General features: G+C 69.2%; 27 protein-coding genes, 1 other RNA gene and 1 pseudogene. 8 read left to right on the forward strand and 21 right to left on the reverse strand.

The features are described 5' to 3' along the window. Nucleotides 1–14 precede the first annotated feature (14 nt). Nucleotides 15–971: a phosphoribosylaminoimidazolesuccinocarboxamide synthase gene (locus OV207_RS30805; RefSeq protein ID WP_267558579.1), complete on the reverse strand. Its 957-nt coding sequence runs from the start codon at nt 969–971 to the stop codon at nt 15–17. A 76-nt stretch (nt 972–1,047) separates the two neighbouring features. Next, nucleotides 1,048–1,617 (reverse strand): hypothetical protein, encoded by a 570-nt coding sequence (locus OV207_RS30810; RefSeq protein ID WP_267558580.1) that lies wholly within the window; start codon nt 1,615–1,617, stop codon nt 1,048–1,050. A 72-nt stretch (nt 1,618–1,689) separates the two neighbouring features. Between OV207_RS30810 and OV207_RS30815 the strand changes: the two genes are divergently transcribed. After that, nucleotides 1,690–2,424, forward strand: a complete 735-nt coding sequence (locus OV207_RS30815) for an RNA methyltransferase (protein WP_267558581.1) — start codon at nt 1,690–1,692, stop codon at nt 2,422–2,424. Nucleotides 2,425–2,472: 48 nt separating this feature from the next. Here OV207_RS30815 and OV207_RS30820 read toward each other — a convergent pair whose 3' ends face one another. The 3 genes from OV207_RS30820 to OV207_RS30830 all read right to left on the reverse strand — a co-directional run bounded on the left by OV207_RS30820 (nt 2,473) and on the right by OV207_RS30830 (nt 4,558). Continuing rightward, complete coding sequence (locus OV207_RS30820) at nt 2,473–2,739, reverse strand: vegetative protein (RefSeq protein ID WP_193430859.1); 267 nt, start codon at nt 2,737–2,739, stop codon at nt 2,473–2,475. A 149-nt stretch (nt 2,740–2,888) separates the two neighbouring features. Beyond that, complete coding sequence (locus OV207_RS30825; RefSeq protein WP_267558582.1) at nt 2,889–4,139, reverse strand: S1C family serine protease; 1,251 nt, start codon at nt 4,137–4,139, stop codon at nt 2,889–2,891. A 131-nt stretch (nt 4,140–4,270) separates the two neighbouring features. After that, nucleotides 4,271–4,558 (reverse strand): hypothetical protein, encoded by a 288-nt coding sequence (locus tag OV207_RS30830; RefSeq protein WP_193430857.1) that lies wholly within the window; start codon nt 4,556–4,558, stop codon nt 4,271–4,273. A 112-nt stretch (nt 4,559–4,670) separates the two neighbouring features. Between OV207_RS30830 and OV207_RS30835 the strand changes: the two genes are divergently transcribed. Beyond that, nucleotides 4,671–5,735 carry a CFI-box-CTERM domain-containing protein gene (locus OV207_RS30835; protein ID WP_267558583.1) on the forward strand — a complete coding sequence of 355 codons (1,065 nt, stop codon included), beginning with the start codon at nt 4,671–4,673 and terminating at the stop codon, nt 5,733–5,735. Continuing rightward, nucleotides 5,732–6,310, forward strand: a complete 579-nt coding sequence (locus tag OV207_RS30840; RefSeq protein WP_267558584.1) for a TlpA family protein disulfide reductase — start codon at nt 5,732–5,734, stop codon at nt 6,308–6,310. The genes OV207_RS30835 and OV207_RS30840 overlap by 4 nt, the downstream gene beginning before the upstream one ends. A 318-nt stretch (nt 6,311–6,628) precedes the next feature. Here the strand turns inward: OV207_RS30840 and OV207_RS30845 are convergent, their stop codons facing one another. Further along, nucleotides 6,629–8,500: an OmpA family protein gene (locus OV207_RS30845; RefSeq protein ID WP_267558585.1), complete on the reverse strand. Its 1,872-nt coding sequence runs from the start codon at nt 8,498–8,500 to the stop codon at nt 6,629–6,631. 210 nt (nt 8,501–8,710) lie between these two features. Between OV207_RS30845 and OV207_RS30850 the strand changes: the two genes are divergently transcribed. Beyond that, nucleotides 8,711–9,739 (forward strand): DUF3616 domain-containing protein, encoded by a 1,029-nt coding sequence (locus OV207_RS30850; RefSeq protein ID WP_267558586.1) that lies wholly within the window; start codon nt 8,711–8,713, stop codon nt 9,737–9,739. A gap of 20 nt (nt 9,740–9,759) precedes the next feature. Here the strand turns inward: OV207_RS30850 and OV207_RS30855 are convergent, their stop codons facing one another. From OV207_RS30855 to OV207_RS30865, 3 genes are all read right to left on the reverse strand, one after another. Beyond that, complete coding sequence (locus OV207_RS30855; RefSeq protein WP_267558738.1) at nt 9,760–11,361, reverse strand: M16 family metallopeptidase; 1,602 nt, start codon at nt 11,359–11,361, stop codon at nt 9,760–9,762. After that, entirely contained in the window at nt 11,361–12,719 is a 1,359-nt protein-coding gene (locus OV207_RS30860) for a M16 family metallopeptidase (RefSeq protein ID WP_267558587.1), read from the reverse strand. Before OV207_RS30860 ends, OV207_RS30855 begins: the two co-directional genes overlap by 1 nt. 132 nt (nt 12,720–12,851) lie before the next feature. Further along, nucleotides 12,852–13,859 carry a zinc-dependent alcohol dehydrogenase family protein gene (locus OV207_RS30865; RefSeq protein WP_267558588.1) on the reverse strand — a complete coding sequence of 336 codons (1,008 nt, stop codon included), beginning with the start codon at nt 13,857–13,859 and terminating at the stop codon, nt 12,852–12,854. Between the two features lie 180 nt (nt 13,860–14,039). Here OV207_RS30865 and ssrA point away from each other — a divergent pair. Further along, nucleotides 14,040–14,403: a transfer-messenger RNA gene (gene ssrA / locus OV207_RS30870) on the forward strand. A gap of 83 nt (nt 14,404–14,486) precedes the next feature. On the opposite strand, the gene OV207_RS30875 is transcribed toward ssrA, so the two are convergent. The 3 genes from OV207_RS30875 to OV207_RS30885 are packed head-to-tail and all read right to left on the reverse strand — an operon-like array spanning nt 14,487 to nt 16,787. Continuing rightward, nucleotides 14,487–15,263: an Imm49 family immunity protein gene (locus tag OV207_RS30875; protein ID WP_267558589.1), complete on the reverse strand. Its 777-nt coding sequence runs from the start codon at nt 15,261–15,263 to the stop codon at nt 14,487–14,489. Beyond that, nucleotides 15,260–15,838 (reverse strand): imm11 family protein, encoded by a 579-nt coding sequence (locus tag OV207_RS30880; RefSeq protein ID WP_267558590.1) that lies wholly within the window; start codon nt 15,836–15,838, stop codon nt 15,260–15,262. The genes OV207_RS30875 and OV207_RS30880 overlap by 4 nt, the downstream gene beginning before the upstream one ends. 40 nt (nt 15,839–15,878) lie before the next feature. Further along, complete coding sequence (locus tag OV207_RS30885; protein ID WP_267558591.1) at nt 15,879–16,787, reverse strand: AHH domain-containing protein; 909 nt, start codon at nt 16,785–16,787, stop codon at nt 15,879–15,881. A 1,363-nt stretch (nt 16,788–18,150) separates the two neighbouring features. Between OV207_RS30885 and OV207_RS30890 the strand changes: the two are divergent. Beyond that, nucleotides 18,151–18,342 (forward strand): annotated as a pseudogene (locus tag OV207_RS30890) (transposase domain-containing protein); the annotation flags it as partial. Nucleotides 18,343–18,537: 195 nt separating this feature from the next. Here OV207_RS30890 and OV207_RS30895 read toward each other — a convergent pair. From OV207_RS30895 to OV207_RS30910, 4 genes are all read right to left on the reverse strand, one after another. Next, a complete protein-coding gene (locus tag OV207_RS30895) occupies nt 18,538–18,906 on the reverse strand; it encodes a DUSAM domain-containing protein (protein WP_267558592.1) in 369 nt (122 codons plus the stop codon). A 2-nt stretch (nt 18,907–18,908) separates the two neighbouring features. Beyond that, nucleotides 18,909–19,163, reverse strand: a complete 255-nt coding sequence (locus tag OV207_RS30900; RefSeq protein WP_267558593.1) for a hypothetical protein — start codon at nt 19,161–19,163, stop codon at nt 18,909–18,911. Between the two features lie 382 nt (nt 19,164–19,545). Next, nucleotides 19,546–20,274, reverse strand: a complete 729-nt coding sequence (locus OV207_RS30905; RefSeq protein WP_267558594.1) for an MBL fold metallo-hydrolase — start codon at nt 20,272–20,274, stop codon at nt 19,546–19,548. 206 nt (nt 20,275–20,480) lie between these two features. Then, entirely contained in the window at nt 20,481–20,846 is a 366-nt protein-coding gene (locus OV207_RS30910) for a cupin domain-containing protein (protein ID WP_267558595.1), read from the reverse strand. Nucleotides 20,847–20,923: 77 nt separating this feature from the next. On the opposite strand from OV207_RS30910, the gene OV207_RS30915 reads away from it, so the two are divergent. Further along, the gene (locus OV207_RS30915; protein ID WP_267558596.1) at nt 20,924–21,913 is read left to right on the forward strand and encodes a LysR substrate-binding domain-containing protein; all 990 of its coding nucleotides are present in this window, start codon (nt 20,924–20,926) and stop codon (nt 21,911–21,913) included. Between the two features lie 115 nt (nt 21,914–22,028). Here the strand turns inward: OV207_RS30915 and OV207_RS30920 are convergent, their stop codons facing one another. The 4 genes from OV207_RS30920 to OV207_RS30935 all read right to left on the reverse strand — a co-directional run bounded on the left by OV207_RS30920 (nt 22,029) and on the right by OV207_RS30935 (nt 25,213). Further along, entirely contained in the window at nt 22,029–22,397 is a 369-nt protein-coding gene (locus OV207_RS30920) for a DUSAM domain-containing protein (protein ID WP_267558597.1), read from the reverse strand. 2 nt (nt 22,398–22,399) lie between these two features. Continuing rightward, complete coding sequence (locus tag OV207_RS30925; protein WP_267558598.1) at nt 22,400–22,816, reverse strand: hypothetical protein; 417 nt, start codon at nt 22,814–22,816, stop codon at nt 22,400–22,402. A 55-nt stretch (nt 22,817–22,871) separates the two neighbouring features. After that, a complete protein-coding gene (nhaA, locus tag OV207_RS30930) occupies nt 22,872–24,293 on the reverse strand; it encodes a Na+/H+ antiporter NhaA (RefSeq protein WP_267558599.1) in 1,422 nt (473 codons plus the stop codon). A 194-nt stretch (nt 24,294–24,487) separates the two neighbouring features. Further along, nucleotides 24,488–25,213, reverse strand: a complete 726-nt coding sequence (locus OV207_RS30935) for an alpha/beta hydrolase (RefSeq protein ID WP_267558600.1) — start codon at nt 25,211–25,213, stop codon at nt 24,488–24,490. A 98-nt stretch (nt 25,214–25,311) separates the two neighbouring features. Here OV207_RS30935 and OV207_RS30940 point away from each other — a divergent pair, with 98 nt between their 5' ends. After that, nucleotides 25,312–25,827, forward strand: coding sequence for a GFA family protein (locus OV207_RS30940; RefSeq protein ID WP_267558601.1), 516 nt, complete (start codon nt 25,312–25,314; stop codon nt 25,825–25,827). Nucleotides 25,828–25,937: 110 nt separating this feature from the next. On the opposite strand, the gene OV207_RS30945 is transcribed toward OV207_RS30940, so the two are convergent. Continuing rightward, nucleotides 25,938–26,552: a TetR/AcrR family transcriptional regulator gene (locus OV207_RS30945; RefSeq protein ID WP_267558602.1), complete on the reverse strand. Its 615-nt coding sequence runs from the start codon at nt 26,550–26,552 to the stop codon at nt 25,938–25,940. Between the last annotated feature and the right edge of the window lie 41 nt (nt 26,553–26,593).

A 26,593-nucleotide genomic window follows, 5' to 3' on the forward strand; every position in this document is an offset into this window, starting at 1 on the left:
GGCGGGCGACGGGGCTACAGGTAGCCCTTCGCCCGCAGGTTCTGTTCGATGCGCGCGTGCACGTCCCCGGGCGTCAGCGTGAGCGACGTGCCGGTGATGCGCTCGTAGGCGGCCACGTACTTGGTGGCCAGGTCCACGCGCACGTCGTCGGGGATGGCGGGCAGCTCCCCGTGGCCGGAGAAGTTCCGCTCGCGGATGAGCCACTGGCGGATGTTCTCCTTGTCCAGCATCCGCTGGTCCTCGCCCCTGGCGAAGCGCGCCTCGTACTCGCCCGCCACCCAGTAGCGGCTGGAGTCCGGGGTGTGCATCTCGTCGATGACGTAGAGCTCGTCGCCCACCTTGCCGAACTCGTACTTGGTGTCCACGAGGATGAGGCCGCGCGTCAGCGCCCACTTCTGACCCTCCTGGAACAGGCCCCGCGCGGCCTCCGTGATGCGGGCCCAGTCGCGCGGCGTGGCAAGGCCCCGCGCCAATATCTCCTTCTCGGAGATGGGCTCGTCGTGCTTGCCGTACTCGGCCTTGGTGGACGGCGTGAGGATGGGCGCGGGGAAGGCGCTGTCCTTGCGCATGCCGTCCGGAAACGGCAGCCCGTAGGCCGTGTGCGTGCCCTTCTCGTAGTCGCGCCACAGGCTGCCGGTGAGGTAGCCGCGCACCACCACTTCCACGGAGAACGGCTGGCACGCGCGCGCCACGGTGACGTTCGCGTCGGGCACGTCCAGGACGTGGTTGGGGCAGATGTGCTTCGTGCGCTCGAACCAGAAGGCCGCCAGCCGGTTGAGCACCTCGCCCTTGAAGGGAATGGTGGTGAGGACGTGGTCGAAGGCGGACAGCCGGTCGCTCGTCACCAGGATGAGCTCGTCGCCCCGCCGGTAGGTGTCGCGGACCTTGCCCTTGTAGGGCTGGCCGAGCTTGGGCAGGTCCGTCTGCCGGAGCGTGTGGGGAAGCTGCGCGTGGAGGGCGGAGGTGTTCACGTCGGAGGCGCCTCGCGGCCCCGGCCACTCCGCCGGAAAGGGGCGGGAGCGGGGCCAGCTCATGAGGCGCGCGACTCTACTGGAGGCCCGCCGCCATGGAAGCGGGACCGTAGGCCGACGCCAGATAGAGGAACGCCGGGTTGATCCGCAGGATGCCGTCCACGTAGGCGACCGCGTAGGGCGCGCCGGCGGCCCGGTCCACCTGCACCGCGCCCTCCGGGTGGATGTCCCAGAGCGCCAGCAGCGTGCGCGCCACCAGCTCCGCGGCCTCGCGCTCGGACAGCCCCTGCAGGCTCTCCCGGCGATCCTCCGGCCACCGCTCGGCGGCCCGGCCGTCGAAGACGAACTGGAGGCCGCTGCCCGCATCCGGCGGCTGGAGCAGGTCCGCGCGCGCCTCGAAGCCCGGCGCCGCGACGAACTCGTTGCCCTGGATGATGGGGAACAGCGCCACGCCCTGCGCGGACTGCCCGGCCTCCATCTCCGACTGGCGGGCGATGTCCCGGAACAGCTCGTAGCGGACGGCCGGGGACTCGAACTCCACGACCTCGGGCGAGCTGGTGAGCGCCTGCCGGGACGTCAGCGACGGACGCACGGGCGTGCCCGCGCCACCGCACGCGGTGGTGAGGAGCGACAGCAACAGAAGCAAGCCAGGGACCCAGCGACGCATCAGCGGGAATATACCGATCACCCTGACGCACCACCAGCTAAACTCGGGGGCATGCGTCCTGGTTCGGAACTCACTGTCATCCTTCATCAGACCCGTTCACCCGACAACCTCGGGGCGGTCTGCAGGATCATGGCGAATTTCGATTTCCAACGCCTCATCCTCTCCGAGCCCATCACCCGGGACTTCGTGGCCGCGGAACGTCTGGCCGTCAAAAGCGACCACGTCCTGAAGGCCCTCACTGTCGCCCCTACGCTGGCGGAGGCCGTGAAGGACTGCGTGTACGTGGTGGGGAGCACCTCGCGCACCCAGGTGGAGGGGCGGTCCCCGCTGACTCCGGAGGAGGCGGCGCGGCGGCTGGCGGAGGAGAGCAAGCGGGGCCGGGTGGCGCTGCTGTTCGGCGGCGAGCAGCGCGGCCTGTCCGACGAGGACCTGACGCATTGCGCGGACGTGCTCGTCATCCCCACGTCGGACGTGCAGCCGTCCATGAACCTGGCGCAGTCAGCGTCGGTGCTGCTGTACCTCTGCCACCGTCAGGGCGTGGAGCCTTCGGGGCCGCCGGCGGAGGAGCCCGGGGCGCGGCTGGGGACGCTGGGCGCGCTGAGCAAGCGCATGCGCGAGACGCTGCTGGCGGCGGACTTCCTGAACCGGCAGGCGCCGGACCACGTGCTGCACGAGCTGGAGCAGACGTTGATGCGTTCGCGGCTGACCCAGCGGGAAGCGGAGCTGTGGCTCAACGCCTTCAAGCACCTGGGCCGCGCGGTGACGCCGGGGACCCCCCGCGAGTGAGGGCGGGAGGGGTGGCCGGCGCCACGTGAAGCGGGAACGACGGGCGACTTAAGCCGCGTCCTTCTTGTACGTCTCGGCGTAGTGCTTCTCGCACAGGCCGCCCTTGAGCACCTTGATGCGGCACTCGGGCTTGGAGCACACGCGGTAGCGCGAGTGCGGCAGGTCGCCCTGGCGCCACTGCTTGTAGTGGAAGAAGCAGTAGTTCTTGGCGCGGTAGGGGCGCTTGCAGCCCTCCACGGTGCACGCCTTCTTGCCGTTGCCCTTGGCGGTGCGCGGCCAATGGGTGGACTTCTTCGTCTGGGTGGCCTCGGCCATGGTGCGGACTCTCCTGCGAATCGATGCGCGAAAACCCGCGGCGCCACGTGGGTGGACCCGCCGCAGTATGGAAGGCGCACGGTGTATCGCCCGATTTCGCGGAACGCAAGGAGGCTGGCGGCCCGGGAGGGCCCTGGAGGCCCCGCCTGTCAGGGGGCGGGCGCGCTTCCCGAGGCGCCGGAGCCGCCCGTGGCCTGTCCGGCCGCCTGCCCCGCGCTGGCGCGAGGCACCGGGGACAGGAGCTCCTCCAATACGGACTTCGCTCCGGCGGGGCGTCCTCCCGGGGCGGCGCCGGACGCCAGGGTGGCCGGCGGAGCGTCCGCCTCCGCGAAGGGCAGGGCGTCCAGCTTCACCCGCACCGTCAGGGGGCGGCCCACGCGGCGCACCTGGAGGCGGATGTGCTTGCCCACGCCCCGCGCGGCCACCTGCCAGCGCAGGGTGTGGGCGCGCTCCACGGAGCGGCGGTCCAGGTCGAGGATGACGTCGCCGGCCTGGAGGCCCGCGCGGGCGGCCGGGCCGTCCTCCACCACGTCGGTGACGACGACGCCCCGGCCGCGCGGCATCAGGTTGAACGCCGCGGCCACCTCCGGGGAGAAGTCCTGCACGCTGATGCCAATCCACCCGCGGCGCATGCGGCCGTGGGCCTTGAGCTGCGGAATCACCGTCTTGGCGATGTCGATGGGGATGGCGAACCCGATGCCCTGGCCGGACACGTTGACGGCGTTGGCCACCGCCACCACGTCGCCGTGCAGGTCCAACACCGGCCCGCCGGAGTTGCCCGGGTTGATGGACGCGTCGATCTGCACGTAGTCGAAGTCGCCGTCGCGCCCGTTGGGCGTCACGTCCGTGCGGCCCAGGTAGCTCACCACGCCCACCGTCACCGAGTGCGCCAGGCCGAACGGGTTGCCGATGACGACCACCCAGTCCGCGATGCCCACGTGTGACGCGGACGCCAGCTTCAGCACCGGCAGCTTCCGGGGCGCGTCCACCTTGAGCAGCGCGCAGTCGGTGCGCTCGTCCTCGCCCACCACCGTCGCGGGGAACTCCTCCACGTAGCCGTTGGCGCTGCGCACGGAGACGGTGACCTCGGAGGCCCCCTCCACCACGTGCGCGCTGGTCAGGATGTAGCCATCCGGGTGGATGATGAAGCCGGAGCCGATGCCGCGCTGGGGCTCCTCGCCCTCGGGCACGTCGGCGCTGTCCTGGCGCGTGGTGATGGACACCACGGCCGGCATCGCCTTGCGGGCGACTTCACTGATGTTGGAGTGCTGACGGGACACGGCGCGGTTGCGGGCCTCCAACCAGAGCCCCTTGTCCCGAGCCTCGGCGCGCGCCGTCGCTCCCAGCGCGCATGCCAACACCGCCACCTTGATGACGCCCCCGAACTGCGTCCAACCCATGGGCCCGCCTCTCCACCGCCGTCCACCCCAACGCCCCGGCGCAAGGTATGGACGGTCCCGGGCGGGCGGAAGGGGGCGGCAGTGCGATCAGCGGGGCCGTCGGGTGACGCCCGCGCCGCCTCCTTCGTCGCCTACTTCTTCTTGGCGATGATGTCGTTGATGGCCGCGCGGTCCTCGGCGGTGATGCGCTCGCGCGGCGGGGAGGCGTTGGCGGACTTCTGGGACACGACCTGCTTCGCGTCGTCCAGCGCGTCCTCGAAGCCACCCTTCAGCTTGTCCATCGCGGAAGGGTTCACCGAACGCTTCCAGGTGCGCTCCATGTGCTCCAAGGGAGAGCGCCCATCCACGTTGCCCCGCGCCAGGAAGACGCCCAGACCCACCGCGCATGCCGTCCAGACCAGGAACTTCAACACACCCATGATTCACATCCTCCTACGTCAGCTTACATTGTCTCCGCGTCCATGGCGAGTTTCCGACCGGCGCGACGGGAGTCGCTGACAGGGGGCGGGCGGGCCCTTAAGGTCCACGACCTTGCTGCCCGAAGAACTCATCAGGGCCGCCCAGACACGGGCGGCGGGATTGGATGTGGGGCGGGGTGACGCGGCGCTGGAGCGCGTGCGGACCTCGGCCTCGGCGCTGTTCGCGAAGCTGCCGGAGCCCCCGGTGTACCGGCGGGCGGAGGATCCGTCGCGCAAGGCGGCCCAGGCGCTGCTCCCGGAGCTGGAGCGGGTGCTGGCGGAGGCCTTCGCCGTGGCGCGCGAGCCGGCGATGTCGCCGCTGGTGGACCGGCTGGTGGCGGCGCTGAGCGCGCACGCGGAGGCGCTGGTGCACACGGCGGACGGCCGGCTGGAGGCGGCGGAGCTGGCGTGGCGCCGGGCCCAGGAGCTGGAGCGCGCGGCGCACCCCACGCGGCAGATGGTGGGCCCGCCGTCGCGGCCGCCGCCGGTGTTCGACAAGACCAGCGGCCAGTCGCGCTACGACCCGCGCAACGCGCCCCAGGTGAGCGTGAAGCTCATGTGCCCCAACACCGGCTGCAAGCGGCTGGGGGACTACGCCTTCCTGCCGACGCACGCGTACCACCGCTTCGTGTGTCCGGCGTGCCGGGTGCCCTTCATGGCCTACTTCGGGGAGCTGAAGGGGCTGGAGGTGGAGAGCCGTCGCAGCTCCAGGCGCTACCGCTTCACGGTGGACGAGGTGGGCAGCGCCGTCACGACGCGCATCGACTTCGAGGAGGCCAGCGGGCAGGAGTTCCCGGCGGCCCGTCGCGACCTGCTGGCGTTCCTCTACACGGAGCAGCGCGAGCTGAAGGTCGTGATGAACCACACCAACATGAAGCTCATGTGGGTGAGCCCCGCGTCGTCGTGCTTCGTGGTGACGGCGGCCTTTGGCGAGGGCGCGCCGGAGCTGGTGGCGTTCCGTGCGTACCGGGACGAGGTTCTCAGGAAGAGCCGGCTCGGTCAGGGGTTCATCGACGGCTATTATCACTGGGGTCCTCCGCTGGCGGCCTGGGTGGTGCGTCGGCCGCGCGTGCGGGCCGGGGTGCGCTGGGCCTTGACGCGGGTGCACGGCCGCCTGACACGAAGGGAACGCGGATGACACAGCAGGCAGGGACCGAGGGACCGAAGCCGCCGGGCGGACGCGGGGATGGCGTGAAGACGGCGCTGTCGGTGGTGGCGGTGCTGGGACTGGCGGCGCTGGCGTTCCTGGGCGTGCGCGAGGCGCAGCGGGCGCGGCTGGTTCCGGATGGCGCGGCGCCGCAGTCCTTCACGATGCGCAAGCACGATGGCGGCTCGCTGGCGCTGGCGGACCTGAAGGGCAAGGTGGTGATGCTCGACTTCTGGGCGACCTGGTGCCCGCCGTGCCGCGAGGAGATGCCGTACCTGGTGAAGCTGGCGAAGGAGTACGAGCCCCAGGGGCTCGTGTTCGTGGCGGCCAGCCGGGACGAAGGCCCCTCGGCGGAGCAGGAGGTGGACTACTTCCTCCAGCGCTTCCAGCCGGACCTGCGCCCCTACGTCGTCTACGCGGACGACGACGTGGCGCGAGCCTTCCAGGTGAACGCGCTGCCGACGCTCTACTTCCTGGACGGCGACGGCAAGGTGACGGACGCCCAGCGCGGCATGCTGTCCGAAGCCGGCCTGCGCCGCCGCATCGAGCGGGCGCTGAAGAAGTAGTGCCGCGGGCGCCGGGGCTGGCCCTTGTTCCAGGGCCGCCCACCGGGCTCCAGGCGGCCTGACGCGGTGACGGGAGCGGCGCTGCTCCCGGCCGTCCAGGTCCTTCACGGTGAGGCGGCGCGACTTCGAGCCCGGGCTCACGCGCACCTCGCGCAGGGCCCTCCGCTCCTGCCAGGACGGAGCCGAATGGCCCGTGCGTGGGCCCTTCCTGTTCCTTCCAAAGTGAAGCGGGGACGGCCCGTGTACCGGACCGTCCCCGCGATTCTTCGGAGGTATGGGACGGCCCGTGGTGTGCGGGACCGTCTCTTGCGCCCGTGGCTACTTCTTGCCGGCGGGCGTGCCCGCGTCGGGCGCCGGAGGGCTGCCGGGTCCGGGCACGGGCTCGGTGCCGGGCGGCGGCGGCTGGCCGTGGGGGACGATGGTCTCCCTGGGGCCGCTCTCGAGCTCCGACTTGACCAGCTTGAAGTCGACGCGCCGGTTCTTCGCGCGGCCGAGCGCCGTCTCGTTGGTGTCGATGGGTCGGTCGAATCCGAAGCCCTGCGACGTCAGGCGCTTGCGGTCGATCTTCTTGCTGGCCAGGTAGTCGAGCACCGACTTCGCGCGCCGCTTGGACAGGTCCAGGTTGAGCGAGCGCGAGCCCTTGTTGTCCGTGTGCCCTTCAATCTGCACCGGCCCCAGCGTCGGGTTCTTGGCGAGCACGGCGGCCACCTCGTCCAGCAGCGGGTACGACTGCTTCTGGATGACGGCGGAGTTCGTCTCGAAGAGGATGTTGCCCTTGATGCGGATGCGGTCCGACTCCACGACCACGTAGGGCGGGGCGTCGTACGGGCAGCCGTTGTTCTCCGGCGGGCCGGCCACGTCGGGGCAGTCGTCCTCGCCGTCCGGAATCTCATCCAGGTCCGTGTCCGGGCAGCCGTCGAAGTCCTTCAGGCCGGGCACGTCCGGGCACTTGTCCAGCTTGTCGATGATGCCGTCGCCGTCGGTGTCCTTGTCCGGCTCCACCGGGCAGCCCTTGTTCTCCACGGGGCCCGCCTTACTGGGGCACGCGTCGTCGCCGTCCGCCACGCCGTCGCCGTCGTTGTCCGGATCCGGGCAGCCGTCGTAGTCCTCGAAGCCGTCCTTGTCCTCGGCCTGCGCGGGGCAGCGGTCGCGCACGTCGGGCACGCCGTCGCCGTCCGAGTCCAGACCGGACTGGTCGTAGCGGACCGCCAGCATCACGCGCAGGGCCTCCCGGCCATAGCCGGTGGTGACGTTGAGGCCGCGGCCCACGTCCAGCTCCACGCCCCAGTTGCCCCACACCTTCGCCCGCGCGCCGACGAGCAGCTCCCACGGCGTCTTGAGCGAATCCGCCTGGTCGAAGTTGAACGGGCGCGCCAGCGGCGTGCGCAGGTGCATCTCCGCCACGCCCTGCACCTCGCGCAGTCGCCAGATGTCCGGCAGGTCCACGATGCCGCCCGCGCCCAGCGTCAGCTCGTCGTCCACGCGCAGGTTCAGGTATTGCGCCGCGGGGCGCAGCAGCACGCCGGCGTTGCCGAGCACGCGCAGCGGCAGGGGCCCCACCTTCCAGTCCACCGCGAGGCGCGGGGCGAACACCACGCCGCGCTCACCGGTGAAGCTCTGCGCGCTGCCGGTGGGCAGGCGCACCTCCGTCACCACCGCCAGGCCCACCGGGAAGCGGTTCGGGTTGAGCAGGCTCACGCGCGGCAGCAGGCGGATGTCGCCCAGCGTGGTGCCGCTGACGCCCGCGGCGCCCGGGAAGTCCGGCGCGTTCAGCGCGTTGCCCAGCAGCGAGAAGTTGTCGCCCTGGAGGAGCGTGACGGGCAGGTCCACGCCCAGCTCCAACCGCTCCAGCAGTTGGTAGGAGAAGAGCAGGTGCGCGTCCAGCCGGTAGGGCAGGAGGTCACCCAGCTTCTCGTTGCCCAGCTTGAGGGCGAGGATGCGCCAGTTGAAGTCCAGCAGCAGCGCGCCGCGGTAGCTGCCCACCGTTTCGGTGGTGGCGCCTTCCAGGGCGATGCCGCTGGACTGCGCGGCCGTGGGCTTCACGGGGACGGCGTCGAAGCCGCGGGTGAACGGGTCGGGCTGTGCGTGGGCCGCTGCCGTGGAGAGCAGCAGGCCCAGGGCCGCGAGCCGGATGGCTGCGCCGCCTGCGGACCGGCTCCACGAAACGTGCCCGGAGTCGGGGCATTGCATGCTGAGGCTCTTAGCACCCACCTTCCCAGGCCGGAAGAAAAGCCACCCTCCCGGTGTGAGCTACAGCCCTGTGCCATTTGTACAATTCGCGGCCCCGTCTCAGAGGGGAAACCCTCCGCCCGCGAGGCGATATGTCCTGTTGGTTACGTCACAATTCCGGGAGGCCTTCTGGATTCCCGGAGCGCCGGAGGCCATGCGAGAAACAGCGCCATGAATCGCTGGCTCCTGTGGGGATGTGTCCTGGTGGTGGGTTGCGGCACCCGTGAGGTGAACGTGCGGCGCGAAGCGCTCGCGTCCCCACCGCCAGCGGTGCAGCCCGAGGGCGCGGTCGTCTTCGAGGGAAGCTGTGACGCGTCCGGCGCGGTGGAGCTGGGCGAGGGCCTGTTCGTGGTGGCGGACGACGAGGACAACATCCTGCGCCTCTACGACGCGCGCGCGGGAGGCCGTCCGCTGAAGACCGTGGACCTGTCGCCGTCGCTGGAGCTTCCGGTGAAGAAGAAGCCCCCGGAGACGGACATCGAGGCGGGCTCGCGGCTGGGGGACCTGGCCTTCTGGCTCACGTCGCACGGCCGCAACAGCTCCGGCAAGAAGCAGCCCGCGCGCCTGCGCTTCTTCGCCACGAGCGCGGCGGACGCGGAGCACGTCCAGCTCATCGGTCAGCCGTACACGCGGCTGCTGGAGGACCTGCTCGCGGAGCCGCGCCTCGCCCCATACGGGCTGGCGGACGCGGAGCCGCTGCCGCCGAAGCAGGCCGGGGGCCTCAACATCGAGGGCCTGACGGCGATGCTGGATGCGCCCGGGATGCTCATCGGCTTTCGCAGCCCGCTGACGCAAGGCAAGGCGCTGGTGGTGCCGCTGCTCAACCCGGAGCAGGTGGTGCGCGAGGGCGTCAGCGCGCGCTTCGGTGCGCCGAGGCTGCTGGACCTGGGCGGGCTGGGCATCCGCTCGCTGTCGTCGTGGCGGGGCCGCTACCTCATCATGGCGGGCGCCACCGCGTCGGAGGCGCGCTCGCGGCTGTTCACCTGGAAGGGCGGGGACGACCCGCCGGTGCCGGTGGACGCGGTGGACCTGTCGCGGCTCAACCCGGAGGCCTTCTTCACGCCGGACACGTCGGACGAAGTCCTGCTGCTGAGCGACGACGGCACCGTGTCGCTGGACGGGGTGGAGTGCAAGCGCCAGAAGGATCCGGCGCTCAAGCGCTTCCGCGGCGTGTGGACGGCGTTGCCGGAAAGCCCCTGAGCGCCGGAAGCCCGCGCGCTTCAGCGCTCCATGAACCCCGAGGCCGGGGCGACCTGGATGGCGTCCGGCCGCACCGGCAGCTTCTGCTGGATGAGCGTCTCATCCAGCTTCAGCAGCTCCGGCTCCTTGGGTGACGCGTAGGTGATGGGAGACGGCGCCCCGGACTTGAGCGTCTTCGCGAGCGCTTGCGCGTCCTCCGTGACGAACACGAACGCGAGCTTCTCCGGCTGGAGCTGGCGGCGCACGGCGGCGTTCACGGACTCCGGCGTCATCGTCTTCAGCGCCTCGCGGTAGGACTCCAGGAAGTTCGGCGTGCCGTAGAAGAGCGAGTCGATGGCGTACCCCAACCTGCGCTGGTCGCTCTGCTCCCACAGGCGCGTGTAGCCCTGGAGGAAGCCGCGCACCAGGTCGAAGCGCTCCTGGGAGAGGGGCTCCTTCGACATCCGCTCCAGGAAGTACACCGCGCCGCGCGTGGCGAACACGCCGTTGGCGGGCACCACGGGGCGCAGCCACACGGACACGTCCTGCTGGGTGCGCACGATGTTCGTGCGGTTGAACGTGCCGTTGCCCCGGTCCTCGATGAAGTGCTCGGCGTAGGCGTAGTCGCCGTAGTTGAGGCCGCGCTGCTCGCGCAGCTCGTTGAAGAGCACGCCCACGAACTGGCGGTGCTCGCCCAGGTTCGACAGCGCGAACGCCACCGGGAAGAAGTCCGGGTCGCCCCGGCGCATCGGCGTGACGAAGCCCATGCTCACGGCGGTGGAGAGCGTGGGCTTCTGGAGGATGAGCGTGCGGCCGGCCGACGACGGCACGGACGGCAGCGCCACGCGGGGCGCCCCCGTGGCGGGCAGCGCGGACAGGCGCGAGGTGACGGTCTGCTGGAGCGTGGCGTCCACCGGACCCGCGAGCCCGACGACGAGCCGGTCCTGGGTGAAGACGCGGCGCGCGTGCGCCTTCACGTCGTCCAGCGTGAGCGACTGGAGCCCCTGCACGGTGCCGCCGGTGAAGTGGGCGTAGGGGTGGCCCGCGTAGAGCAGCGCGTCCAGGCCCACCTTGCCCAGCGTCTCGTCGTCCTCGCTGCGCAGGCCGTTGCGCACGGCATTGAGCGCGTTGGCGCGCAGGCGCTCGAACTCCGCGGGGTCGAAGCGGGGCTCCAGCAGCGTGTCCGTGTACAGCTCCAGGAAGCGCGGCAGGAAGTCCTGGTGGACGCGGCCGGAGAGGGTGGTCATCTCCTTGTCCGTGAACACCTTGAGCTCGGCGGCCATGGGGTAGAGCGCTTCGAGCAGCTGCGCGGCGGTGAGCTTCCGCGTGCCGCCTTCCGCCATCAGCTTCGCGGTGAGGGCGGTGAGGCCCTCCTTGCCCTTCGGATCATCAATGGAGCCCGTGTGGAACACGAGCCGCAGGCTGACGAGCGGCGTGTCCTGCCGGGCCTGCACGACGAGCTCCAGGGGCTTGGGCTGCTTCAGCGGCACGGCCGGCACCTCGGCGTCGGACTTCGCGGCGCCGGTGGTGGCCGGAGGCGTGGCGGGCGGCGCGGCCTCGGGCAGGGGCTTGGGGGTGGAGGCGCAGCCGGCGAAGGACAGCGCGGCGGCGAGCACCAGGGACACGGACGGGGTGGACTTCATCACGGCGTCCCTCCAGCGGCGGGCTTGGGGGTGAGGGTGAGGACGGTGAGGTTCGCGTCGGTGAAGTGCTTCTTCGCGAACGCGGTGAGCTGCTTCGGCGTCACGCTGCCCAACTGCTTCAGGTAGCTGGCGAGCGCGTCCGGCGGGCCCATGACGCCCGCGTAGTAGGCCAGGTCGATGGCCACGTCGCGCGGGGTGTCCATGCCCATGAGCAGGCCGTAGCGCAGGTGGTCCTGGATGGCCTTCACGCGGGCGGCGTCCACCTTGCCGTCCACCAGGGCCTTCACGTCGCGGCGCAGCGTCGCGTCCACGGCGGCGCGGTGCTTCTCGTCCTGGAGGGTGGCGTCGATGGGGAACAGGTACGGGTCACGGTGGGGCGCGGAGGAGACGTACAGCGACTCGACGAGCTGCTTCTCCAGCACCAGCTCCTTGTAGGCGGGGCTGGTGTCGCCCACGACGTACTCGGCGAGGATGGCCTGGAGGGCGGCGTCGGGCGTGTCGGCGCGGGCGGCGGGCGTGCGCCATGCGAGCACGTGGCGCGGCTGGGTGGGCTGCGCCCAGTCCACGTGGACGGCGCGGGCCTTCGTCTGCGCGGGCTCGGCGGGGATGGCGACGGTGGTCAGCTCGCGCTTCCACGGGCCGTAGTGCTTCGTCACCGCCTCCAGCACCTGGGCGTCGTCGAAGTCACCGACGATGAAGAGGGTGGTGTTGGCGGGCGTGTACCAGCGCTCGAAGAAGGTGCGGCTGTACGCGTAGGCCTTCGGCATGGCCTTGATGTCGTCGTAGAAGCCGAGCGTGGTGTGCTGGTACGTGTGGCGGGTGAAGGCCGTCTTCGCCAGCGACTCCTCCATCTTGAGGTCCGGGGCGGCGGCGCTCTTGTGGTACTCGCCGAGCACCGCGAGCGCCTCCGTCTGGAAGGACGGCTCGGAGTACTCCAGGTTCTGGAAGCGGTCCGCCTCCAGCTCGATGAGCCGCGGCAGGCCGGCGGTGGGGCCGTAGGCCTGGTAGACGGTGATGTCGTCGGTGGTGAAGGCGTTGTCGTCGAAGCCGAAGCCTCCCAGGATGCGCTCGCGCTGACCTTCGGGGTTGGACTTCGTGCCCTTGAACATCATGTGTTCGAAGAAGTGGGCGAAGCCGGTGCGGCCGGGCTCCACCTCGTTGCGCGAGCCCACGCGCACGGACGTGATGTACGCGACGATGCCGGGCGAGTTGAACGGCACGCGCACCACGGTGAGCCCGTTGGGCAGCTTCGTGGTCTTCAGTGCGTAGGGGAAGAAGCGGGAGGACTCCTGGGGCTGGGCGGACGCCGGGAAGACGGGCGCCAGCAACAGCAGCAGGAGGGGCAACAGGCGGGGCATGCTCGGACCCTTTCGGTGCCGGGCCCGCCCCTGCGCTCGCGAGCGGTCCCGGAAGTCGCGCGGGACGTTACGCCCAAGGTCGTGCTGCCAGGGGAGGGAATCGTCGGGTGGGGGCCGGGGTGTCCGCCAGCGTCACACGGAGACGACGATCTTCCCGAAGTGGCCGCCGGACTCCATGTAGCGCAGGGCTTCGCGCGCCTGCTCGAAGGGGAAGACGCGGTCGATGACGGGCTTCGTCTTCTGGGGCTCCATGGCGCGCAGCATGTCCTCGAACATGGCGCGGCTGCCCACGTAGGTGCTGACGACGCGCAGCTGCTTGTTGCCGGTGGCGGTGTTGTCGGGCTTGCCCGGGGCGCCGGTGAGCAGGCCGATGAGCGCGATGTGGCCGCCGGGCTTCGTGGCGCGCACGGACTGGGGCAGCGTCGCGACACCGCCGACCTCCAGCACGTGGTCCACGCCCTGGCCCTCCGTGAGCGCGAGGACGTCCTCTTCCCAGGCCGGTGACTTCTTGTAGTTGACGAGCCCGTCCGCGCCCAGGTGCTTGCCGCGCGCCAGCTTGTCGTCGCTGCTGGAGGTGAGGATGACGCGGGCGCCGAGGATGCGGGCGAACTGGAGCGCGAAGACGGAGACGCCGCCGGTGCCCTGGGCGAGCACCGTCTGCCCGGGCTTCAGGCCGCCCTGGGGGACGAGCGCGTTCCAGGCGGTGACGGCGGCGCAGGGCAGGGTGGCGCCCTCCTCGTAGGAGAGCCAGTCGGGCAGGAGCACGAGCCCCTCCGCGTCCAGGCAGACGTACTCCGCGAGCACGCCGGGCACGCCGCCGCCGAGCGCGTGGGCGACCTTCTCCGGGGTGGCCTGCCCGTCGGTCCACACCTGGAAGAAGGTGGGGGCGACGCGGTCCCCGGGTTTGACGCGGGTGACGCCGTCCCCGACGGCGACGACCTCGCCCGCGCCGTCGGAGACGGGGACGAGGGGTGTCTTCGCTCCCGGGTAGGTGCCCCGGGCGATGATGAGGTCGCGGTAGTTGAGGGACACGGCGTGGATGCGGACGAGCGCCTGGCCAGGGCCGGGCTGGGGCCGGGGCTTTTCGACGGGGACCCAGCCGTCGATGCCGGTGGTGTGCTGGAGCTCGTACGCCTTCATGGGAGGTGCCTCCGGGAGGGGCGGGGGGCCCGGGGAGGGCCCGGTGGGCTGCCCGGTGGGGAGGGGCAGGATGTTGGCGGAGCGACCCCATCGTCGCAGGAGAGGATTGACGGGGGGCGTTCAGCGGTTAATGTAAGTCGGGTGCGGAGCAGTCGCGGCCGCATGCAGTACGGCGAATCTGGGGGCGACCTGGCTTCGACGGGGGCATTGAAGTTCGAGACGCGTGCCGAGCTTGTTGGGACCTCGTTAAACTGCCGACAACAACACAAAAGCCAACGACAACGTTGAGCTCGCGCTGGCTGCCTAATTAGCAGTCTTTAGTGCGCGGTCCCCCTGCTCTCGGTCCGTGGGGTGGGGATGGGCCGTCATAATGCGGACTGGTCGCTGAGGGTGCCTGGGCCCGAGGTGACGAGATCTTTCCAGGACCGGCATCGGGAATCCCGTCCGTGGGAGTCCAGGTGACGTAGCAAATCGCGGACTACGCACGTAGGGTCAAAGAGCAGACGGCTTTCGGACGAGGGTTCGATTCCCTCCGCCTCCACAGTGAGAAGCTTGGCAAGCCAGCAAGGGTTGCCAGGCTTTTTCTTTGTCTGTTCCATGTCACCTCCAGAGCGTTTGGGATGCGCTTCATGCACGCACGTCCTCCCATGAAATGGGACCTGCGAGGGGCGGAGCGGGCAGTCGCACCAACGAAGGCACATGCAGGTAGTCGCGGCGTGTGGGGAACCCCTTGCGCTCCGCCAAAGCCACCAGTGCAAGTCCTTCAATGCTGACGCAGCCTTCGGTCGCGATTTCCCAACGGGGAACAGCATCCCCGTCAGCGAGTCGCTGATATCGCGCGGCCCGTGCGGCCAGCAGCGCCTCCAGACCCCGTTCGAACATCGCGCCGTCGTTCCCGAGGAACGCCTGCACGAGGACCAGCCGTGCTTCTTCCGCATCGCCCACGAGCGCTGCATACCGCTCCGCGAGCGCAAGATCCCGCACGCCATCCGGCGGCAGCAGGAAGTGTGAGCAAAGAAAGCTCACATAGAGGAAGTCCTCTTCGTATTCGGAGCGGGAGTCCCAGTCCACACCCAGCTTCCGGGCGAAGGTTTCAGCCAACTGGAACTCCCCACCGCAGAGGGCATCCAGAAGGAGCGGCAGGGCACGGACCCGCGTGAAGGCAGGCACGCCCGCCGATAGATAAAAATCCAGAACTGCGCCGCTCTTGCGCAGGAAGTGATGGAACTCCAGCGCCGACGCTGACATCAGGAGCGAGCAAATCCCCGCGACGCGGTAGTTCCGGCAGACCTCCAAGATGTCCGCAGCACTCGCGGTCCCTGCGCGCACCGTCGGGATCTTCCGCTCGTTCTCGTACAGCGCGTTCTTGCGGAAGACAGGCAGGAAGGAGGACGCCGGTGTCATGGCGTCGCAACCTCGAAGGGGTCAAGGACCACATTGGTGAACCCCCCTGCCTTCAGGGCTTCCGCCAGGAGTTCGCTGATGACGTAGAAGTGAGGGGCTTCTCGCACCCGGAACAGGTGGGGATGCTGCGCCAACTTCGCTTGAGAGAGCACGATGCGCTCCACGCTGATGATCTCACCCTCCATCATTGTCACCTCGCTTCGGTCCGGGTCGATGCAGTCCACCGTTCCTAGCGGGTTGATGATGCTGTAGTCGTCGGCGTGGAGCCGGCCGCGATGGTTGTAGATGAGTACAGGAAGGTATTCGACCTCCTGTCCCTTGCACCACTCCTCAAGAAGCGTGCGCAAAGGTCGGGATGCCACCAGCATCCGTTTGCTGTTGCCGATAAAGGACTCCAGTCGAAGCCCTGGGTGCTCCTCACTCAAGTCAATACGAGGTGATTGCGGATAGACTCCCTTGACGGGACGACCTCGTGCCAGGAAGGAACTCCGTGCTCCGAGTTCCTTGGGTGCGGCATCCAGGAAACACTGATCCACGTCCGGCAGTCCGAGGGTTGTCCAACGGTAGAATTTCATGGGGCCTCCTCTGGGTGATTGGGCTCACGCGCGCCGCTGCTCACGACATCGACTCGAGCGCTACCTTCAATCCTGGCACCCGTTCTTCCAAGGATCCGGCGCCCACATAAGGTGCGCTCAATGGAGGTGCACCTCGAAGGCAGTCCTTGGTGAGCTGCGCGTAGAGTTTCTCGGACAGGCGCTCAAGCCGCATCTTCTGCAACCGTCGATCCTTGTCGGACAAGTGCTCCTTGTCGGGCAAGTCACTGAAGCTGTCGCGGAAGTTGTCCATGATTTCGTCCAGTGTGTCCTTGAGGAATCTGTTGTATTCGACGTGGTTGTTGGAGGTGGGGCCGCCATGCTTGGGTAGCCGCAGGACGTGCGAGATGGCGTTGTCCATGGGCAGGATGAGCATGTTCGACTTGTGGTTGATGTTGTACCCGGCGCGAAGCAGGGCCTCTTCGAAGTAGAGGCGGATGTCCGAGGCGGAAATCATCCTTTCCTTGCCCTCGTTCAGGCGCGTCGTGGCGAGCCCACCAGCCGTTACCTCAAGGCTCTTTTCAAGAGCGCCTATGGGAATGAGGTGGTGGGCATCGTTCCAGTAGGGTTTGAGACCGCCCTTGAAGTTCTTGCCTTTGACGCCCCACTCCCTGCCGGTCGCGGTGGGGGCGTCGAGTTCGGCGGAGTACCATCTGGGATAGCCTGTCTCCGCCCGGTAGTCCGTCTGGGTCTTCTTCCCTGTCGCGGAGTCCTGGTAGGCGGGCCAGTTATAGATGGCTTTATCCTCCGTCGCCCTTCCGTGTGCTTGATACCGGTAGCTGCAGGAGTGCACGGAATATTTGTAGAGGCCTCGCCACAGGCATTTGCCTCCGTCGAACCCTTGGGTGAAGTGGTGGGAGCGCCCTTGGACGGCATCCAGGTGCTCTTCCTTGGGGGACTTCTTCTTCGGGCTGTTCGTGTCGTGGGACATGTCAGTTTCGAGCCCTTTCCAGAAACATCGCTCCTGCGTGGCCTCGTTCGGACAGCATGAGGATGAGTGAGGTATCCGAGTAGGCGTAGCCACGCCGCCAGGCGCGGCATGCAACGCAGATGGAGACGGCACCGCTCGCGGCGCCCACGTCCCCCAGGGAGAGCGCCGTGGCGAGGATGCGGATATCTGAAGACAGCCTCTCCGAAAGACGGACCCTGGCATACGCCAGCTGCGATGCGCGCCAGTTCTCTCCGTTCAAGTCGGTATGAAGGTCTCCCGCGAAGGGCGCGGCAAGACCCGCCGTGTCGAGCGCCTGTCCGGTCACCTGGGCCAGCATTGCTCCGGTGTGAGGCTCCGCCAGCGAGAAGCGCTCGTCATGCGCCGTGACGACGCCTCGAAGAATGGCTTCTGGCTTCACCTTGCGTCCCCTTGCGCTCCGCAAGGTTTCGAGCAGGAAGCAGGCTGCTGCCTCACCCGGCATCAGCCCAGAAGGGACGGATGGAGATTTCATCCGTCGCTGGTCAAGCAACTCCTCCAGCATGACTTCGTCCAGGTATGAATCGGCTGCGATCACGACCACCCTCTCGACGCGCCCTGCCTCCATCATGTGCTGCGCGCGCCTCACGGCATCCAGGGCGCCGACATGTCCACTCCAGAGCACCTGCGTGTGCTCGGGTGGAATGGGGATGTTGGCAATCTGCAGGAGTGGCAGCACATACGTCCTCCTGAGAAGCTCCAGGTCTCTTTGAAGGTGCCCGCTCAGGCTTTCTTCCTCCGGAAACGGGAGGGCCGCGACGAGCCCTGTGTGCTTCCAGAAAGCTGTGTCGCTCCGGCTTGGTGACGTGCCATAAGCAAGGAGATCGTCGAGGGCGCCTGCGGCAAGGCGCAGCCAGCGCCCCACGGAGATGAACCCTTTCGTGTAGCCCTCGACTGGATGCCCGAACATTGGCACGGGCTCGATGGGCTCGCTCTCAAGGATTTGGAAGGACCGCAGCGGCCGTGGGCGCGTGATGCCTGCCCGGATGGCTGCACAAGCGGGAGCGACTCCGAGGCCCACCGATGACACCATGCCCAAGCCCGTAATGGCGAGTTCCATCGACCCTCGATTCCGAGACCGGCGATGCCATTTTTCTCTATTGAGCGTCTGGCGTCGAGGGACTTCTTCAGGCGTGCAGGTGCCAACGGCCGGGGTAATGGCTCGCAGCCGGTTCGGCCAAGCGGATCGCAGCCGGATACGACCGAAACTTCTGGGAGGAGGGCTTCCAGCGCCGGGCCAGGGCCGGGGCGAATTGCGGAAGCTGCCGCCTTCGATGACGAGGACGTGGGAGTGGTGGAGGCGCCCGTCCATGGCGGCGCTGAGAAAGCGGCCCTGGGCAGGAAGAGCTTCCTCTTCGCCGACCACGAAGCCGCGGGCGAGAACCTCGCCGGCCTCTACGCCCTCGTCGCCACCTGCGAGGCCAACGGCGTCAATCCCGAAGACTACCTCGCCGACGTGCTCCTGCGCGTCCAGACGCACCCGAACGCCCGCGTCGGCGAGCTGCTGCCGCATGCGTGGAAGCGTCTGCGCAGCCGAAGCGGCCTGAAGCCTCCGGCTCTATCCATCGCGGCGCGTCACCGCACGCCTCCCGTCTGCCTTCAGGCGATCCGACACGTCGTTCGCCGGACGGTTACCGGCCAACGACGTGCTGCGGGCCATTGGCGGTCTGCCCGTTTTCCACACTTCCCATCCGAAAAGGCCGGTGCGGCCGCGTCAGTCCAGGTCCTCCAGTGCCAGCTCCGCTTGCTCGCGGTAGAGGGGCACCATTTCCACGGCGAGCAGGTCCTCCAGCAGCTTCCTCGCCCCAGCCTTGTTGCCTGCCAGCCGGAGTCTCCTGGCCGCCGGCAAGGTGAGCATCATCCGCTGGGATCCGGTGCGAATGCGCGCGCGGACTTCGCCGAGCAGCGCGGTGGCCGCCTCCACGTCTTGAATGGCGGAGTGGGCAGCGGCCTCTGGAATCGCCACCTGTTGGGCCGTGCGCAGGAGCAACTCGCGGACGTCTGGTGTAAGCGTCAACGCCTCGCCTGCCCCAACGCGGGCGAAGAGCGCTCGCACGTCGTCCCAGTCGGTGTCCTCGGACATGCTCAGTTGCCCTTCTTGGGCCGTCGGCAATTGTTCGCCGGCCATTCTTTCTGCCCCTGGCAGGAGCGGAAGCAGTCATGGCAGGAACCGAGCCATTTTTCCTCCTGGCACAGCACGTATGTGTCGATGCAGGCCTGCTTCCAATCTGGCATGTCGTCCCCGGCCAGGTCCGATGCCGCTTTGAGCGCGCGCAGGAGCCCGGCCGCCTCGAATTCCGTGAGGCCACAGCGCTCCGGTGAGCCCGGGTGCGTCTTCACGCAGCAGCTCACCGTGGAGCCCCTGGGGGGGCACTGCGCCTGCGCCAGGGGCACCGGAGCGCGGCCGGTTTGGGCGTGCGCTGTCCCGCTACGTCCCGCTGCCGCCAGGACGAGGCCGAGGACCACCCGCATGCCCCATGAACGGATTCTCAACTTGTTCATGTATGACATTTTATCCGGCTTCGTGCGGGCGGCGCACCCCTCTTGAGAAGGAGGCCCGGGGCCGCACATGCAGGCCGGCCCCAAGGGCGACTCCTACGACGAGAAGAGGCAGAGGCGGTAGCGGCACAGTGAGCATGCGCCGACGTGAGTCCTGGGAAATCGGTCAGGTCATCCCCCGAGCAAATCATGCTGCGAGGAATGGCCAGCTCACGCCCCGCAGTCAGGTCCGGGCCTGCCAGGTCAGCCACTCCCCTGGACGTGCCAACTCCACGTTCACCTTCCGCTTGCGCGCGGAGGCCAGGAGCAGCGCTTCCGCGTCTGGAACCTCCTGATAGTCTTCAGAGGCGGCGACACCGTAGTGGATGGGCACGAGCAGCCGTGCTCCCAACACCACGGCCGCGGCCACTGCCTGCTCGGGCGTCAGGACGGCATGCACGTCGCTCACGGGCTTCCGCCAGCCGAAGCGCGCCCCATTGATGGGCAGGAACGCCGCATCGAAGGGGCCGAACTGACGCCCGATGCGCCACCAGGACCCGTGCCAGAGCGTGTCGCCGCAGTGGATGACGCGGCGGCCTCCGCCAGAGACGATCCACGAAACCTGGGGATCCCCATAACCGTCCGCCGCGGGGACGGCGGTGGCGGTGAAGTCATTGAGCAGGATGGGTTCGTAGAGCGGAGCGGGCCGCACACGGAAGCCCGACGCGGCGGCCGCCACGGCCACGTCCGGGGCGCACACCAGCGTCCCGGTGTCCCCCAGCGCCTGACGGACGGCCACCGGGTCGAAGTGGTCGGGATGGCGATGCGTCACCAGGACGAAGCGGCTCCCGCTCTTCACGTCCATCGGGACGAGCGGGTCCTTCAGCGCGGCCCCCCACACGGTGGGATCGATCAACGGGTCCAGGAAGAGCGTGTCCTGTCCGAGCCGCAGCCGCACTCCGGCCCAGGCCAACCGCTGGGCACGAAGCGCGGCGCTGTCGACAGGCTTCGTCGCGCGGCCCGTGCCAGGGGGGAGCAGGACCGCACCCGCCGAGAGCGCAGCCGCCGCACGCAGGAAGTCCCGGCGGCCCGTCCGGGAGGGCCGAACCAATGTGTCCCGCCTCTCGGTGTTCGATGGCCCCTTCTGGAATGGGGAAGGGGAGGTCAGCGCGTCATGGCTCATCGAGCCTCCGGAGGGACCACGAGATTGATGCCGAAGAGGCGCACGCCAGTCTCGGTCCTCGGCTGATGGCGGCTCGCCGGCGGGAAGAACAGGTACGAGCCCGGTCCCAGGCGCTGCTCCCCCTCGATGAGTTCACCGCTCATCACGAGGACCTCCTCGCCGGTGTCGTGAACGTCCACATGGGGCCACTGGCTCCCGGGAGCCATGTCCACGACCCAGACCCTCACGTCATGCGTACTCGGCAAGTCCCTCCGAAGGCAGCCGGGGCCGACGACGACCGGTTCAACGTCGTCGATTCGCACCGACGACCATGAGAGGACGACAGGGCCCTGCGTCCTCGGGAAGCTGTCTGTAGGGGGCATCCGTTTGCTCTCCTGGCATTGGGACGCCAACGTTACGGAGGAGTATGCAATGAGCGCAGCGAAACGATTTCGCGACGATGATGAATCTGGTTCATGTGAAGCTGTCCGACATGCTGGAACTCCGTCACTTCAAGCTGATTGCCGCGGTCGCCGACACGGGAAGCCTGGCTGCGGCGAGCCGGCAGCTTCACCTCACGTCCTCGGCGCTGAGCCACCAACTGCGCGACGCCGAGGAGCGCCTGGGCGTGCAGCTCTTCCAGCGCCGCCAGCGACGCCTGCTCCTGACCGGCTCGGGAGAGAAGCTGCTCCTCTCCGCTCGGCGGGTCCTGAACGAGGTGGCCCAGGCCGAGGCGGTCTGCCGTGCGCACCCGCAGGACGACCTGCTCCGGCTCAGCACGGGCTGCTACACGGTGTATGGCTGGCTGCCGCCCATCCTGGGGCGGTGGCAGGCCGAGCACCCTCGCGTCGAGCTGCGCATCGTCCTGGAGGCCACGCGTCAGCCTCTTGGGGCGCTGCTGAATGGCGAGCTGGATCTCGCCTTGACCCCGGACGTCCCGAAGCAGGCCCGCCTGGCACAGACCACGCTCTTCGAGGACGAGCTCCTGCTGGTGGTCCCTGCGGACCATGCGCTGGCGCGGCGGGGGCATGTCACGGCGCAGGACCTGGTGCGGGAGCACCTGCTCACCTATGCCGCGCCTCGGGAGCAGCTCGATGTCTTCACGCGCGTGCTCTGGCCCGCGGGCATCGAGCCGCACCGGGTCTCTCCCGTGCCGCTCACCGAGGCGCTGATCGAGCTGGTGCGTGGCGGTATCGGCGTGACGGCACTGCCCGAATGGATGCTGCCGACCCAGCGCCACGGGCTGCAGACCGTCCGGCTCACCCCTCGGGGAATCCGACGACGCTGGAGCGCGGTCACCCGGGCATCCCGCCAGCATCCTGCCCCGCTGACCCACTTCATCCAGCTCCTCCGCGAGCGCTTCGCCGCCCACGGTAAGGCAGCGCCGCGGGCTTTCTCACGGCCAGGAGTGCCGCCGCGCATGGGTGGAGCTCCGCGCGTCTCGCCTTGAGACTGGCAGCGGTGCTCCGTCGCACGGAACAGCAGGGGCAACTCCACGGTCTCCAGGCCTCCGTGGTCTGCCCAATCGTCCGCACTCCCCACCCGACAAGGCCGGCGCAGCCGCGTCAGTCCAGGTCCTCCAGCGCTATCTCCGCCAATTCGCGGTAGAGCGGCACCTCTTCCACGGAGAGCAGTTGCTCCATCACTTCCCGTGCTCCTGCGATGTCGCCTGCCTGCCGAAGGCGCCGGACTTCGGATCTGGCTTTCATCAACCTCATGGAGCAGTTGCGGATCCGCGCTCGGATCTCGCGGAGGAGAGTCGTCGCGGTGGCCACATCCTGGACGGCTGCTTGTGCCTCGGACTCGGGCATGGCCACCTGCTGGGCCGTGCGCAGCAGCAGTTCGCGCACGCCTGGGGTGAACTCAAGCGCTCTGCCCGCCTCGACACGGGCGGCCAGCCCCCGCACCTCCTCCCAATCGATGTCCTCGGCCATGCTCAGCGTCCCTTCTTCGGGCGGCACATGTTGTCCGGCCACTCGCCCTTCTGCCCTTCGCAGTTCCGGAAGCAGTCGTAGCAGGACCCCGTCCAGTGGTCTTCCTTGCACTGTACGTAGGTTTCGATGCAGTCCTGCTTCCACGCCGGTAGGTCGTTCCGGGCCAGCTCCGCCGCCACCTTGGCGGCGAAGAGGATTTCCTCCACCTCCCGCTTCGTGGCACCACAACGCTCCGGAGCCAGCGGGTGTGTCTTCACGCAGCAGCTCACCGTGGAGTCCGTGGGCGTGCACTGCGCCTGCGCCAGGAGCACCGGTGCGCTGCCGGCTTGGGCGTGCGCTGTTCCGCTACGGCCCACGGTCGCCAGGACGAGCCCGAGGACCACCGGCATGCCCCATGAAGGGGTGTTCCATCTGTTCATGCATGGCGGTCTATATGGCTTTGGGTGAACGGCGAACCCTCGCTGCCCCCGCGCCCTACAGCTCCGTCGAACGCTCCGCTTCGTCCGCAGTCCTGGCCGCGCCTGGCCTTCCCGCTGGCGACAGCAGGAGTCGGCCGAGGATGAGGCCCAGGACGGCCGCGATGCCGCTCGCCGCCAGGACGCCCAGCTTCGCCGCCGCGAGGTGCGCCGGATCCGTGAACGCGAGCTGCGCGATGAACAGCGACATGGTGAACCCGATGCCCGCGACGACGCCGAGCACGAGCAGGTCCTTCGGGCTCATCCCCTTGGGCAGCGTCCCCAATCGCAGACGCAGGGCCAGGCCGCACGCAAGGAGGACGCCCAGGGGCTTGCCCACGACGAGGCCCACGGTCACGGCCGTGGCGACGCGCCAGGAATCTCCGTCGAACGACCCACCGGAGATGGACACGCCCGCGTTGGCCAGGGCGAACAGCGGCATGATGCCGAACGCGACGAAGGGATGCAGGGAGTGAATCAGGCTCTCCGAGGGAGACAGCGCCTCGCGACGCGCCACGTTGACCCGCTGCAGGGAACCTGCGAACTCGTGGGATGACAGCGTGTCTGGCTTTGTCCTGGAAAGTTCCTCCAGCGTGTTCCGGGTGTTCGTGACGAATCCATCCGGCCCCAGCCAGGCCCGCACCGGCGTGATGAGCCCGACGATGACTCCGGCAATCGTCGGGTGGATGCCCGCGGAGTAGACGCCGGCCCAGGTGACGAACGCTGGAACGACATAGGCCAGCTTGGACCGGACCCCCAGACGCTGCATCAGGAAGATGCCGCCCAGCCCGAGCAGCGCGACGCCCAGCCCGGAGAGCGCCACCCCTGACGAATAGAAGAGGGCGATGACGATGATGGCGCCCAGGTCGTCGATGACGGCGAGCGCGAGCAGCAGCACCCGCAGCGCCGCGGGCACGCGATTGCCCAGCAGCGTGAGGATGCCGACCGCGAAGGCGATGTCCGTGGCCATGGGCACGCCCCAGCCAGAGCGCGTCTCCGGGGTGCCAGCGAACAGGAGATAGAGCCCGGCTGGCGCGACCATTCCGCCGAGCGCGGCCACCGCGGGCAGCGCGGCGCGACGCCACTCGGACAGTTCGCCCTGGTACACCTCGCGGCGGATCTCCATCCCCACGACGAAGAAGAAGATCGCCATCAGGCCATCGTTGACGACCCACTCGAGGCTGCGCTCGAAGGTGAAGTCCCCCAGCTTCACGCCGACCGGCGTGTGCCAGAACTGGAGGTAGCCCGCCGCCCAGGGCGAGTTGGCCCAGAGGAGCGCGCCCGCCGCCGCGACCAGCAGCAGGATGCCGCTCGCTGCCTGGATGTGGAGGAAGCGCTCCAGCGGGCGCCCCGCCCATCGCGCGAACCGCAGGAGGGGTCCCCAGGCCTCGGGAGGGGATGACTCAAGGGGGCCCTGCCCTGGAGTGGAGGAGGTCGACATGCACTGTCCCTGCCGGCTCACTTGCCGGCGGGGATGGCGGCCCGACCATCCTCGAACCTGCGGCGTTCATCGCCGCACCCTTGCTCAGGCGCGCACCTTTCCATGGAACGCCGCACGCGTCGAGACATCCCGACGTGGCCTGCCGGGCGATGAGCGCCCACCCAGGCAGGCTCCCCCTCTTCCCGCCCGTCCGCTCACGGCGCCTGCAACACCTGCCGCAGGAACACCCGCCAGTCTTCGACGAGCGGGGGCGCTGCATCGTGGCCGACGCCCGGGTAGGTCCGCACGTCGATGGGGACGCCCACGGCCTTCAGGTCCGCGACGCGCGCGAGCGTCTGCTGCACGGGGATGATGGCGTCTTCCTCCCCCTGGAGCACCAGCACCCGGTGCGCCGGGGGAAGCGACCTCGCGGGCTCTCCCAGCAGGCGCGTGCCCATGGGGACCGCCACCTCCACCAGCTCCGGGTGGCGCAGGGCGAGCATCCACGCGAGGTCGCCGCCGTAGGAGAAGCCCGTCACGGCGACGCGGCGGATTTCAGGGTGGGCGCGGCGGACCTCTCGAATGAGGTCCGCGAGCTGGGCGGCCACGCGTTCCACGTCCGCTGTCTTCCCAACCCCGTCCTTCTTCTCGTGGTCCACCGGGAACCAGGTGAAGCCCTCCCGGCGGGGCCTCGAACCCCGGGGCAGCACCACCCGCACGGCGATGTCCAGGGCCTTGACCGACGCATCCCAGGATTCGGGCGTGGACCCGGACGAATGCAGGGCGACGAGCAACGCCTCCGGCTTCTCCGCGCCCAGCGCGTAGGTTTCGTAGGAGAGGGGCGGGGCGGTGTTCGCGGCTCCAGGCCCAGGCAGGGTGGTTGCGCAGGAGGCTTCCAACAGGGTCAGGAGGATGAGCGCGGTGGTGACGAGAGGCTTCATGGGTCCTCGGGGGACAGGGTGGAGACCATTGAACGGAGGGCTGACGCTGGCGTCGGCCCTGCTTGCGATTCGACGACGCGCGGCGCGATAACCGCAGGATGACGAACCCTTCCGCGGAAGCAGACTGGCGCGGGGTGACTGGCGGGTGCCAGTGCGGCGCCGTGCGCTACCGGCTCGACGCGAAGCCCCACGTCACCGTCTGCCATTGTCGCATGTGTCAGAAGGCGGTCGGCGGGCCCTTCGCCGTGCTCGCGGCGGTGGCCGGTTCCGCGGTGACCTGGACCCGTGGCACGCCGTCTCGCTTTCGCAGCTCCGACAGTGGCGAGCGCTGGTTCTGCTCCGACTGCGGAACCCCGCTCGCCTTCGCGGACCTGGAGGATGGCGGCCTTGAGCTGATGGTGGGGAGCCTGGATGCGCCCGCCCAGGCGGTGCCCGTCGAGGCGACCGGCATGGAGGCTCGGCTCTCCTGGGTCGCTCAGGTGCCCGCCCTCCCGAGCCGGAGCACCGAGGCCACCGTGGCCTCCGCCGGCCGACGCCCACCGACGTCGTATCAGCACCCGGATCACGACACGTCGGAGGGCTGGTCGGCCGGAGCCTCGTCCGCGAAGGGCTGAGCCGCGGCCACAGGGCGTCCTTCGCATGCCGGCCCCGGAGTGGCTGTCACCGGTGTCTGCCTTCAAAGGCAGCCAGCCGGGAAGCTCCGTCCAGGCGCCTGGGGATCCCCTCAACCCCTGGAGCCCCGCGACGCGGGCCGCAGCGCCGCCACCGCCAGCGCCGCCACGGTGTCCGCGTAGGCCTTCGTGAGGGGCGCGGTGCGCAGCAGCCAGCGGTGGAAGAGGGGACCCACGAGCAGCTCCACGGCGACGTCCAGGTCCACGCCCTTCGCGACCTGTCCGGCCCGCTGGCCTGCGCGCAGGCGCTCTTGAATCGCCGTCAGGTGGGGCCGCAGCACGGCCTCCACGAACTGCTGGGCCAGCACGGGGTCCGCCTGGGACTCGGCGGTGAGCGCGCGCGAGGGCAGCTCGAAGCGCGGATCCGTGAGCTCCTGCACCGTGGCCCGCAGCACCCCCTTCAGGTCCGCCTCCAGGTCTCCGGTGTCCGGCAGCGCCGCCGGCTCGCTTCCGCCGCTGAGCGCCACGAAGGCGTCCAGCACCACCGCCCCCTTGGACGGCCACCAACGGTAGATGGTCTGCTTGCCCACCCCGGCCCGCGCCGCGATGGCCTCGATGGTCAGCCGCGCGTACCCCACCTCGCCCACCAGCTCCACGGCGGCGGTGAGGATGGCCTGGCGTGAGCGCTCACTGCGGCGCGACGGCTCCGGTGTCTTTGTCTCTCCCATCCGGCACCACCCTAGCAGTCCACAAGACGGAACGTCTCGTC

The sequence above is a fragment of the Corallococcus sp. BB11-1 genome, assembly GCF_026626625.1.
GTDB classification, from domain to species: domain Bacteria; phylum Myxococcota; class Myxococcia; order Myxococcales; family Myxococcaceae; genus Corallococcus; species Corallococcus soli.